Source organism: Bacillus sp. AY2-1, assembly GCF_008368965.1.
GTDB lineage: Bacteria > Bacillota > Bacilli > Bacillales > Bacillaceae_G > Bacillus_A > Bacillus_A thuringiensis_S.
The window spans coordinates 33,021-45,724 of sequence record NZ_QPEL01000005.1 but is presented as its reverse complement, the minus strand read 5'-3'; the positions used below and the strand labels follow the sequence as shown (position 1 = coordinate 45,724).

Genomic DNA, 12,704 nt, shown 5'->3' with positions numbered 1-12,704 from the left:
AAAAAATCTCAAGAGAATATAGATTGGCGGGTATAGTATGAACATATTCAAAGGGTTTCTAATTTCATCAATTGCAATGACAACTTTTGTAGGAACAGATCTAATCCTACAAAATGATAGTATTCATAATAAAGTTTATGCTGAATCTTATAATGTCACATACAAGGAAAGAGATTCACAGGAAGAAAGATTAATTGTAAAGTTTAAAAATCAAATTGACTTACCTTATGAAGATGGTATTGAGAAAAGAATAAAAAATGGGGATTATGATAACAATTTAAAGGAGTTATTTTCTGAAAATAAAGAACTTACTTTGAATCGTCTGTTCTCATCTGTAAATCCGATAGAGATTGAAAAGTTATCAGTACACTCTAAATCATTTGCTAATCAATCAGCTAATAATTTATTAAATTATTATATTGTACAAGCTCCTAATAACATAGAAATAGAGTTGTTACTGAAAAAATTTGAAACATCACCTCTTGTAGAGGAGGCTTATATACAAGAAAAACAAATTTTGACACCCCCTGAAATACAGTTACAAGATTTATCTGTTAATCCGTACGATGATCCTAGATTTAAAAATCAAGGATATCTTGAAGCGGCACCAAAGGGAATTAATGCCTCGCATGCTTGGAGCATTAAGGGTGGTGACGGGAAGGGTACAACTTTTGTGGATATGGAATATGGGTGGTTATTGAACCATGAGGATTTAGTCAATAAAAATATAAAGCTTATGTCTGGACAAAATATAAGCCAGCATAGAGCTCATGGTACTTCAGTTTTAGGAATTGTTTCATCCGAAGATAATCAAATTGGAAATATTGGAATTGCACCAAAAGCAAATGTAAAAGTAATATCCCAAATCAGGGATAATGGAATTTATAATACAGCAGATGCTATTTTAAGTGCTGTACATAATTTACAATCAGGGGATGTTCTTTTATTAGAGGTTCTATACAGCAGATGCTATTTTAAGTGCTGTACATAATTTACAATCAGGGGATGTTCTTTTATTAGAGGCACAAGCTTCATATGATGGGTATGGGGATAAATATTTACCTGTAGAAGTACATCCAGATATTTTTGATGCAATTCGTGTTGGTGCAGATAAAGGGATTATTATTATAGAAGCTGGCGCAAATGGTTCAAACGACTTAGATAATTTTAAAGATCGTAATGGAAAAAAGATCTTAAATCGAAATAGTCCAGACTTCAAGGATTCAGGTGCTATTATGGTTGGGGCGGGATCATCAACTGTTCCACATAAACGTTTATGGTTTTCAAATTATGGAAGTCGATTAGATGTATATGGATGGGGAGAAAATGTTGATACAACATCAGCAAATCCAAATCAAAATACTACAAATTTATATACATCAACATTTAGTGGAACATCAAGTGCTTCACCAATTATTGCTGGAGCAGCAACTTCGATTCAAGGTATTGCTAAAGAACATCGAGGTTCTCCTTATACACCAGCCGAATTAAGAAATATTTTAAGTAATCCAAATACAGGAACACAATCTCAAGATCCTTGGAATGATAGAATAGGTGTTTTACCTGATTTAAAATCTATATTAAATAACTTAGGTTTTAATTCAGATATACCAAACTCTTCTAGTATTTTAGAAGGAAAGCAGTTTGCATGGTCACTAAAAGGAATTAGTGATTTTGAGTTTGCTAAAATCAATTTCAATAAGTCGACAGAAGAAATGCAAGTCGACTTAAAAGCAGGCATACCGCATCATTATTTTAATGAAACATACGCGAGTATTAAAGTACAAAATGCATCAGGGAAAGTAGTATACAATAAAGATATTTATGGAAACAAACAGCAAAATGTTGAATCACAAAAGGTACCAGTCAAAGTAGGAGATTATATTGAGTTAACACATTTAGAAGGTGTGCATAGAGCTACCTTTACGAATATCGATAATAGTAAACAAGAGAGCTTTGGAAAAAAAGCCATATACGAAGTTACCAAAGAAGGTCTGAAGAAAGTAGAAAAAATGCCAGAAGCAACAATTTTAGATGGAAATCAATTTGCATGGTCATTAAAAGGATATAGTGATAGAGAAATTGCAAAAGTAGATTATGATAAAACGGCAGAACAGATGAAGGTAAAACTAGAAGCAGGTGTACCACATTCCTACTTTGCTAGTACGTATGCGAGTATTAAGGTCCAGAATTCTTCTGGCAACGTCCTGTACAATAAGGAAATCGTGGGAAATAAACAACAAAATGCTGAAAGTCAAACTGTGCCCGTGAAAATAGGGGATTACATTGAACTTACTCATATAGAAGGGGAAGCAACAAAGGAAAAGACGCGAGCGACTTTAATTAACCTTGAAAATAACAAAAATGAAACCATTGGAAAGATAGCAAGATATCAAGTTACAAAAGAAGGCCTGAAGAAAGTAGAGAGAATGCCAGAAACAACGGTTTTAGATGGAAATCAATTTGCATGGTCATTAAAGGGATATAATGATCGGGAAATCGCGAAAATAGAATATAACAAAACAACAGAAAAAATGCAGATTAAATTAGAAGCGGGTATACCCCATTCCTATTTTACTAGTACGTATGCAAGCATTAAAGTTCAAAACTTATCGGGCAATATTTTATACAATAAAGAAATTGTAGGAAATAGACAACAATCTGCTGAGAGCCAAACCGTTTCAGTCAAAGTAGGGGATTGTATTGAGTTTACTCATATAGAGGGAGAAGCACAAAAGGAAAAGACACGCGCCACACTTACTAATCTTGAGAATAGTAAACAGGAATTTGTAGGTAAGAAAAAAACATATCAAGTTACTCCTACCGGATTATTAATGAAATAGATTAAAAGGATGTCCAAAAAAATAGAATTTTTTTGGACATCCTTTTTTATCATTTTAGCCAAGAAGACTCCTTCCTCAAGGAGCGTGAAGGGTCACACCCCAGTGAGTAGGTGGGAGATGAATTGGCTTCGAACAAGGGATGGCAGAAAGCCATCTTAATTGTTCGACATACAGAAAGTGTTACTCCACTACATATCGAACTCATGTTCGGTTTATAATAGTCATATACCAAAATGGTGGTGAATCAAATAATGATTAATAAAGCCTATAAGTTTCGTATCTATCCAAATCAAGCACAAGCAATTGTAATCAACAAAACGATTGGGTGTTCTCGCTTTGTATTCAATCATTTCCTATCCTTATGGGATCACGCATACAAAGAGACAGGAAATGGCTTGACCTATGGTATATGCTCTGCCAAACTACCTGCCATGAAGAAAGGGTTTGTTTGGCTAAAAGAAGTGGATAGTATTGCGATTCAGTCGTCTGTTCGCAACCTTGCGGATGCTTATACACGCTTTTTCAAAAAACAAAACAGCGCACCGCGCTTTAAATCTAAGAAGAACAACGTACAATCTTATACCACAAAACAAACAAATGAAAACATTGCCGTTGTAGGGAACAAAATAAAGTTGCCGAAACTAGGCCTTGTTCGATTGGATCGTTTCCCGTAATAATACCATCGCGGCCAAAAAACAACCATCATGATATAGAGGCAAATATAAAGAACATGTTAATTTAAAATGTACCCTATAGAATAGACACTTGAAAAAAGTCTATTCTATAGGGTATTTCTTGTATAATAAAAGGAAAATTGGGATCGGAGAATGTTGAAAATGACAAAAAAACTATTTACAGAAAGAGAAATTCAAATTCTATCAAATAACCTATACGTAAAATCTGTAAGTCAGAAAGGTATCACTTATACAGAGGAATTTAAGCACATTTTTATTGAGGAAAATGAAAAAGGAAAGCTACCTCGAAATATTTTTGAAGAATGTGGTTTTGATATAGATATGATTGGAATGAAACGAGTTATGTCATCGGGAAGTAGATGGCGTGCTGCTTATAGAAAAAATGGTGTATTGGGTTTAAGGGATACACGTATCGAAAACGCTGGCAGAACTCTTGAGAGAGAGCTTACGTTAGAAGAAAAGTATGCCCGTTTAGAAGCCGAACGAAACTTACTAAAGGCGGAAAACGAATTGCTAAAAAAAATCAAACTTATGGAAGGGAGGATGAGAAGGAAATAACACTACCACCTAGTCAGAAATTCATCTTGATTCGTTCTGTCATCATGAAATACAACTTAAGGAATATGGTCAGTCATTTGTGTAAAGTAGCTGGTGTATCCCGTTCGGGATACTATAATTACTTTTCAGTTTCATCTCAAGAACAACGGAAACAAAAGAGTGATCGAGATGAAATCTTGAAGGAAACCATATTAAAAGCACTTCGATTTAGAAATAGAAACAAGGGGGCTCGTCAGATAAAGATGACATTGGCGGGTCAGTTTCAAGTTGTCTACAATTTAAAGCGTATCCGTAGAATTATGAAGAAATACGAGATTATCTGTCCGGTTCGCAAAGCGAATCCTTATAAAAGAATGCTTAAAGCTACAAAAGAACATCGAATAGTACCGAATCAATTAAATCGGGAATTTAAACAAAATACCCCAGGGAAAACACTTCTTACAGATATCACCTATTTAGTTTACGGTAAGAATCAAAGGGCCTATTTATCTACAATTTTAGACGGCTCAACTAATGAAATTTTAGCTTACCATGTTTCAGAACAGATGACATTAGAGCTCGTAACGACAACTCTCCATAAACTAAAAAGGAATCCGCGGATTCGATTGACTGAAGGTGCTTATATTCATTCAGATCAAGGATCCCACTACACAAGCCCTACCTATCAAAAGCTAGTTAAAAAGATAAACCTTGGACAATCCATGTCAAGAAGAGGAAACTGTTGGGATAACGCCCCACAAGAATCATTTTTTGGTCATCTGAAAGATGAAGCTCATATAAAACCTTGCGTGTCCTTTAATGAATTGAAACAAGAGATTAAGAAATATATGACGTATTATAATCATTATAGATATCAATGGAATTTAAAAAAGATGACTCCTGTTGGATACAGAAATCATCTTCTTGATGTTGCCTAACTTTTTTCAAAATGTCCTTTACAAAGGGTACGGATTAAAAAGAGGATGCTTTTTTTTATTTATTAACACTCAAATATGCTACTACTTTTGAAGAGTAAATTGGGCAACTATTTGTTTTAATTTTCCTGCTGCGTTATGCATATGTTCAATTGAAACCGAAATCTCTTGAACAGATTTTTCTTGCTGTTGAATAGACTCTTTTACCCTATCAGTTCGGTCAGATGATCTTTGGGAAATTTGAGCCATGTCTTCTGCAGAAGCCGAGATTTCCTCACTACTCGCTGCAATTTCATCTGTAGACATAGATACCGTTTGAATTTGCTCAGATACTTGCTGTACTTTTTCTGTAATTGTTCCAAATACTTTTTCTGTGTGCATTACTACTTTTGTACCTGCCTGTACCTCATTATCTACTTTCCCCATCATATGTACCGTATGGTTCGTTGTTCCCATAACTTGAGTAATAAGATTCTCAATTTGTTTTGCAGAATCACTAGATTGTTCTGCTAATTTCCGCACTTCATCTGCCACAATTGCAAATCCTCTACCACTTTCACCAGCACGTGCAGCCTCAATTGCGGCGTTTAATGCTAATAAGTTAATCTGAGAGGTAATACCTTGCATAACATCAATGATTTTAACAATTTCTTCTGATTGTTCTTTCATAGTCTCTACTTGTTTCACACCGCTATGTACCGAATTTTGGATTGTATCCATCTGTTGAATCATTTGTTTCATTAATTTGTTACCATTCTCTGCATCTAATGCTGATTGAGCAGACAATTCATTTACAGAGGACGATGTATTGACTATACTCTGCATTCCTTGTGTCAATTCTTCCATCGCACCCGCAGTTTGTTCCATTGCTTGCATTTGACTCTCTGCACCATTTGCAACTTCTTCAATATCCATAGTGATTTTCTTCGCTGCACTACTAGATACTTCTGATGCAGATGCTACTCCGTCTGCATGTTGGAATAAAAGCTGAATATTATTCTCTACTTCTTGCATATTTGTTCTTAGCCCTGCAATCATCTCGTTAAAATTACTTACTAATACACCTAATTCATCCTTAGCATTATAATCACCATGTACAGTTAAATCTCCTTCTTTCGCTCTTTCCATCATACGACTAACCGTTTGTAACGGAGCAACTATAAGCCTACTAATAATATAACTTACTATACATATAACGATTGTAGTAACTACTACAAGAATGATAAAGGTAATAACGGATCGATCAATCATTTTTTGAGAATCTTTAAACACTTGATCAGCTAAGTTTGAAACATACGATTCTAGATCCACTGCATAACCAGCTAACTCTATTCCCTTCGGTTTTAATTCCTTCTGAAATTCGTTTACCATTTGTGGCTCATTTGTTGCCTTCGCCTTTTCAAATAATTTTTTATATGTATCTTTATAACTTGGCAAAGATTTCTTCATCTTCTGAAACAGTTCATCCTCTTGCTTACTTAAATTAAAACCATCATCATATTCTTTTAATAAAGAATCATATTTTTTAAGATCCTTTTCAATATTATCAATTATCCCCTCTTTATTTGCCACTTCATTTTGTGATGCAGTAATTAATTCTAATAAATTATATTCTAGTGAATTTTGTGTGCGAAGCATTCCTTCTAATAAAATTGCAGAATATTGATAATCATCTACTACAACCTCTGTATCGTGCTTAATCTTATTAATGGAATTAATTGCTACACTGCTCATAATTACCATACCTAAAACTGCTAATGAAATAAGCGATAATAATTTATATTTCACTTTTAAATTTTGTAAAAAATACATTTTTCCACCTTTATTCCTTTATATATAGATTTTTAGAATTTTATAGCTTATTATTTACAAAATCTCAATAAAAAGCAATGATAAATATTCCCAATATCAAACTTATATCTCTATAAAAAAAGAAGTAGCTATCATGCTACTCCTTTTTGCTTTGTTTCTCATATTGTTCAAACGTGTGAATTCTTTCAAAAATTGGTGGGTGGGTGTATAAGAAAAACTTCACTAACGCAGGCGGATTTACTTGGCTTAAACTTGTTTTTGATAAATATTGAAAAGTTTTCACACCAGATTTCCCGTCCTTCGTCATATTTAAAGCATATTGATCTGCCGCTCTTTCTTCTATACGTGAAACGTAGTTTGTTGCTGGTTGTGCTGCAAAAGAGAGTATAGAAGAAATTAAGAAAAATAAAGGTAAAATGGAGAAACATGCCACTTTTGAAATTTGCAATGTATCTCCCCATTTGCGAATACACATATTTATAATACGACTAATTAAAAACATACCTATAAACGATAGCAATACATAACTTGCAACGCCAAAGTATATATGCTTCATAACATAATGTCCCATTTCATGAGCCATGATAAATAATATCTCTTTATCTTTTAACTGCTTAAGCGTTGTATCCCACATTACAATACGGGCGTTAGGACCAATTCCTGTTACGTAAGCATTTAATGCATTCGTTTTTTCTGACATATTTACTTCATATACGTGTTTAGCAGGAATGTCAGCTTTGTCTGCTATCGCTAAAATTTTCGTTTCTAATTCTTTATTTTTCAGCGTTGAGAAGTCGTTATAAAGCGGATCAATAACGACAGGCTGTATGAATGTTAAAAAGATTGTAAATGGAACAGAGAGCGCCCACCCTGCTAGCCACCACCTCTTCGGAAATTTACGGATAAGCCATAATAGAACGGTAACTACGATTAACATAGTCGCATAACTTTCCCAAAAACCGATAACATGATCTTTTATCCAGCTTTGTGTACTTTGTGTTGAAATGCCGTAATCAACGGATACTTTCCGGCCAATCCATTGCATCGGTAAGGCAAGCACTGTTGTCAGTAATGATAAATAAAAGAAATAAATCGCAACTTGCAAGACACTTATTTTAGTCGTTTCCTTCGACCATTTCTCAAACTTTCTTGAAATACCTAGCACAAGTACAAATAATAAAATAATCCATTCAAGAGGCGTCGCTAAAAAGTATAGTAAATTTTTCACGCGCGAATAATCTTGGCTTAGCGTAAGCTCTCTAGCACTCATAAACGTTTCTGGATCTGCACTTGTTCCTTTATACATGTCCGGAATAAGTTCATGATTCCATCCAAATAAATACCAATATATAAGTAACGCAAATCCAACGTACAAAAAAAGCGACCAACCAATAACCTTCCTCACGCTATTCCCTCCTCTATGCTGCCTGTCTATTATTATTGTAAGTTCGTACACGCTAAATTAGAACAAGCTTATTATGTGAATTGCTATGGATCTTTTTATTTACATAAAAAAACTCTTCTACATAAGAAGAGTTTTACCTATCTTTAAACACTTTCTTCGGTTCATAATCCGGAAGCACTTACAAACCAACGCCTTTTACATATCAAATATACTCATAGTCTTGAAAGAATAGCGTCGTTATAATAAAGCGAAACTTTAATCAGTGGGGTCTTACTGCCCGGCAAATAGCGGGATAATCTTAAAAAATCCGATTAAAACTAGTACGTACCCTACTTGCTTTTTAGATAACATAAAGAGCCTCTTTAAGGAAGTACATCTATTAATAAACTAAAATCTTGTAAAGAGAAGGAACTATATTTCATAATACCCTGTACAGCTAAAAGTAAAATAAGACCGATCACACACATATAGTTAACGCTTTCTTCACTCTTTTTTTCAGTAACGACTCCACCACTTATACATAAAATCCCCAACAAATGGAGCGCTAAATACATGAAAAAGTAAGCTTCCTCCCAGCGCAAAATAACATTCACTGTCGTTATTAACACTAGACTAAGTAAAATCAAATAAAAAAACTTATTTGATGATATCGTTTCATTCATATAATTTTATACATCCCTTTCAAATTTAGAATTAATGATGTTTCAAAGCTATAAAGTAAATGATTGTTTTCATACTATAAAACAAAAGGAAAGCCACTATTACTTTCTCAAATACTTTATGAACCCACATATACTTCTCTCCATTTTTTCTGAAGATGCGCTTCATCATTTCTTCTACAATTAGACCAAATATTAGTACAACTCCTAATACAATAAGAAGAGAAATAATATTTTCTTTTAAATGATTACTAGAAAACAAATACTACAGGTTGAATCCAATTACAAAAGCTTTTATCACACATATCTGCAATAGACGTAGCATCTATAATTTCTTTTAATATTTTTTCAACCGTCTTCTTCATCTTATTTACTCCCGACTACATCTGAAAAGCTCTTTTCCTGCTCTGCATATATAACTGGCACTTCTTTACTCCAATACTTGCGATTAACAAATAAAAAGATAAGTACTAAGTTTAATCCCGTTATAAATATAATAAGTCCAGGAAAGAATGTCGTATAATTTGAGAAGTCTGCAAAACTCATAATTTTTTCTCTACTTATTAAAAAAGACGCGCACATTACAAATGCATTGTTTAACATATGTATTGCAATTGGCATGAGTAAACTTTCCGTACGAATATATACGATCGACAATACGATGCTGAATATGGCTGCACCGAGGAAATCAACATGTAACAATGCAAACAATATTGCTACAACGATGGTCGCTATGCTCGTTCCCCATTTTGTTGCAAAGCGTTGAAGTAAAAATCCGCGAAAAACAAACTCCCCGATAATTGGTGCGATGAATACAACCCTAATGACTTGATATACATATCCCCCAGTACTATCTATAATCGGTTCATGCAATGCATTCATAATAAAGTCTGGTGTGATCCATGCAAAACTATACATATACAAAATAAGATACCCGTAACTAAATATGCATAACATAACCGTAATGTATAAAACTTGCACCAAGTTAAATGTTTCATTTTTATTAACAAACAATGAAAATGAAATGCGATGCTTTTTATACTCATAAAAAATCCATACCATCGGAAGGATATAGAATATAAGGATATTTATAAAAGAAGAATTTTGTATATGAAATATACTTGTTAGCAAATCGCCACTACTTCTCGCTATTAAAATTAATAGTGCAAATACAATTAAAAAATATCTAGCTCGCATCACTTGAAACGGATTCACACTCATCTCCTCCCCTATGTTACTTTTATCATATCATTTGATTCTTAATTTTTTGCGAAAGAAAACCTTAAAATTTCCTTAAAAATTCCATAAGTTACAAAAGGATGATATGATATTCGAGAAAATTAGGAGGGATGTTTATGTACCAAGCAAATATTTTACTCGTTGATGATGAAACAGCAATTTTACAATTACTAACTACCATTCTTGAAAAAGAAGGTTTTTCTCATATTACAACTGCAACATCAGCTGAAATAGCTTTATCTCTAACTAAGGAAAACAATTACGATTTAATTATTTTAGATGTAATGCTTCCTGGACAATCTGGTTTTGATATTTGTCCAATCATTCGCCAACAAACAGATTGTCCCATTTTCTTCCTATCAGCAAAAGCATCTGATTTAGATAAAATATCTGGATTTTCATACGGTGCGGATGATTATATTACGAAGCCCTTTAATCCATTAGAAGTAGTAGCACGCATGAAAGCACAGCTTCGGAGACATATGAAACAAGCAGTACCGCACGAACAAAAATCACACTCGATTTCATTTGGAAGATTTGAAATTGATCAACACTCTGCAGAACTGACAGTGGATGGTCACATTGTCGAATGTTCCGCTCAACTCTTTCAACTACTACTCTTCTTTTGCGAGAATCCGAACTACGTATTTTCGAAAGAGGAAATATACGAAAAAGTTTGGGGAGCACCTGCCTATAATGGCGATGACAACACTGTTATGGTCCACATTCGAAAACTACGTGAAAAAATTGAACACGATCCAAGTAAACCAGAATATATAAAAACTGTTCGCGGCCTTGGTTATAAGTTCGTTACAAAGTAGGGTGACGATATGAATTTTAATAAACGACTTATTATTCAATTTATCATGCAACACGTTTTTGTTTTAGTTACATTACTTATCGCTGTAGTTGCTGCTTTTACTTATTTAATTTTTCTTCTTACTAGTACTTTATATGAACCTAACATTCCAGATTCTGATAGTTTTACGATTTCAAGATACATCTCTTCAGAAGATGGGCATATTTCATTACAATCTGAAGTGCAAGATTTAATAAAGGAGAAAAATGATTGGCTCCAAGTTGTAGATGAAAACGGAAAAATCCTCTACCACTTTAATACACCAAATGATGTTCCGAATGCTTATACGAAGACATCTTTAGTCGCATATATACAACATCATATCGAAAGTAATTATAAATTTACATATTGGGAAATTGAATTAGAAGAAAAGAAAGTACTTGTTATTTATGGTGGTATGTTAAAAAGCAATGCTTTACTAACAGCAATTCAAAAGGAGCATTCCTCTTTAACAATGGATTCGTTCACATTAACAGATCAAGAAAAACAGTTACTGTCTAAAGAAAAAGCAGCACTTCAAATATTTAATCAAAATGGCGAAGAGGTTTTTTCTTATACAACCGGAAAGAAAAAAACATTTTCAGCAATACAAATCGCCCTTAATGAAAAAGAACCTTGGAATCATAAAGAAAACACGTCTAGCTTTTACGATGCAAATAGTGGCAACCTTCTCGTTGTAACTGCAAAAAATGATCACTACTACCCAGATGACGAAATTGAAGATGTATTTACTAAGAAGTTTCTCATTGGATGCGGATTAATCCTTCTTATCGTATTTGTTTATTTAGTCATTCTTTCTATTTGGTATGGTAATAAATTCGGGAAACCGTTATTACATGCGATGCGCTGGCTTAAAAATATCGCTGGTGGAAAGTATGAAGAACCTATTAGTAAAAAAGAAAAGCCTGTCAGGTTCCGGCGATCTGGTAAAGAAAAATGGTCATTCCGTTTGTTTAGAGATGTGACAAGTTCACTAGAACACCTTTCTATTACACTCAAGAAAAATGATGCGATGAGGCAAGTACTTCAGCAAACACGAGAAGAATGGATTACCGGTCTAACGCATGATTTAAAAACACCACTTAGCTCTATATATGGCTACGCATTATTACTAGAATCGAATCAATACAACTGGACCGATCGTGATATTCAACAATTTGGTAGTGTTATGAAAGAGAAATCTCAATATATGACGACATTAATTGATGATTTAAGCTTAACGTATCAATTAAAAAATAATAGCCTTCCTGCACAGCACGTAAACGTTGAAATCAATCAGTTCGTCCAAAAAGTATTATTGCAATTTATTAATAATCCAACACTTCAAAATCAAAATATTGAATTCGTACCGAGCTCAAATAAAATTCAATATTTCATTGAAGAAAAATGGTTCCAGCGTATTATCGAAAACTTACTCGTAAATGCTGTAAAACATAATAACGAAACAACTACTGTCATCGTAAAACTATCACAAAACGCTAATTCCTTTATACTCTCCATTTCGGATGACGGAAAAGGAATGGATGAAAAAACGAAAGAACTTCTATTTGAACGATATTACCGCGGAACAAACACAGAAGAAAGCAACATCGGAACTGGACTTGGCCTAGCCATTACAAAACAGCTCGTTCATGCTCATAACGGGACAATTTCCGTTGATAGTGCACTCGGAAAAGGAACGACGATTATTCTTGTGTTTCCGTTTCGTTCGTAGGAAAGA

7 protein-coding genes and 4 pseudogenes are annotated in these 12,704 nt (G+C 33.8%); 5 read left to right on the top strand and 6 right to left on the bottom strand.

Annotated elements, in window-relative coordinates:
- Positions 1 to 37: 37 nt before the first annotated feature.
- The 3 genes and pseudogenes from DN403_RS00625 (at position 38) to DN403_RS00610 (ending at position 5,013) form a co-directional block, all read left to right on the top strand.
- Positions 38 to 2,843: pseudogene (locus DN403_RS00625) on the top strand (putative mucin/carbohydrate-binding domain-containing protein).
- Between the two features lie 248 nt (positions 2,844 to 3,091).
- Positions 3,092 to 3,499 (top strand): annotated as a pseudogene (locus DN403_RS00615) (RNA-guided endonuclease TnpB family protein); the annotation flags it as partial.
- Between the two features lie 171 nt (positions 3,500 to 3,670).
- Positions 3,671 to 5,013, top strand: a protein-coding gene (locus DN403_RS00610) for an IS3 family transposase (RefSeq protein ID WP_149185264.1) whose coding sequence is annotated in 2 segments (ribosomal slippage) — positions 3,671 to 4,052 and positions 4,052 to 5,013 — 1,344 coding nt in all. Because the reading frame shifts where the segments join, the coding sequence is not laid out codon by codon here.
- An 81-nt stretch (positions 5,014 to 5,094) separates the two neighbouring features.
- On the opposite strand, the gene DN403_RS32275 is transcribed toward DN403_RS00610, so the two are convergent.
- The 6 genes and pseudogenes from DN403_RS32275 to DN403_RS00585 all read right to left on the bottom strand — a co-directional run bounded on the left by DN403_RS32275 (position 5,095) and on the right by DN403_RS00585 (position 10,101).
- Complete coding sequence (locus tag DN403_RS32275; RefSeq protein WP_418923460.1) at positions 5,095 to 5,886, bottom strand: methyl-accepting chemotaxis protein; 792 nt, start codon at positions 5,884 to 5,886, stop codon at positions 5,095 to 5,097.
- Positions 5,887 to 6,042: 156 nt separating this feature from the next.
- Positions 6,043 to 6,822, bottom strand: a pseudogene (locus DN403_RS32270) (MCP four helix bundle domain-containing protein); the annotation flags it as partial.
- 136 nt (positions 6,823 to 6,958) lie between these two features.
- Positions 6,959 to 8,227 (bottom strand): M48 family metallopeptidase, encoded by a 1,269-nt coding sequence (locus DN403_RS00600; protein WP_001233314.1) that lies wholly within the window; start codon positions 8,225 to 8,227, stop codon positions 6,959 to 6,961.
- Between the two features lie 362 nt (positions 8,228 to 8,589).
- Positions 8,590 to 8,889 (bottom strand): DUF2101 family protein, encoded by a 300-nt coding sequence (locus DN403_RS00595; RefSeq protein WP_001006051.1) that lies wholly within the window; start codon positions 8,887 to 8,889, stop codon positions 8,590 to 8,592.
- 31 nt (positions 8,890 to 8,920) lie between these two features.
- A pseudogene (locus DN403_RS00590) lies at positions 8,921 to 9,251 on the bottom strand (hypothetical protein).
- A 1-nt stretch (position 9,252) separates the two neighbouring features.
- Positions 9,253 to 10,101, bottom strand: a complete 849-nt coding sequence (locus DN403_RS00585) for a CPBP family intramembrane glutamic endopeptidase (protein ID WP_001067981.1) — start codon at positions 10,099 to 10,101, stop codon at positions 9,253 to 9,255.
- A gap of 140 nt (positions 10,102 to 10,241) precedes the next feature.
- Between DN403_RS00585 and DN403_RS00580 the strand changes: the two genes are divergently transcribed.
- Together DN403_RS00580 and DN403_RS00575 are read left to right on the top strand one after the other, a co-directional pair.
- Positions 10,242 to 10,946, top strand: coding sequence for a response regulator transcription factor (locus DN403_RS00580; RefSeq protein ID WP_000283858.1), 705 nt, complete (start codon positions 10,242 to 10,244; stop codon positions 10,944 to 10,946).
- A 9-nt stretch (positions 10,947 to 10,955) separates the two neighbouring features.
- Positions 10,956 to 12,698: a sensor histidine kinase gene (locus DN403_RS00575; protein WP_149185262.1), complete on the top strand. Its 1,743-nt coding sequence runs from the start codon at positions 10,956 to 10,958 to the stop codon at positions 12,696 to 12,698.
- Positions 12,699 to 12,704 lie beyond the last annotated feature (6 nt).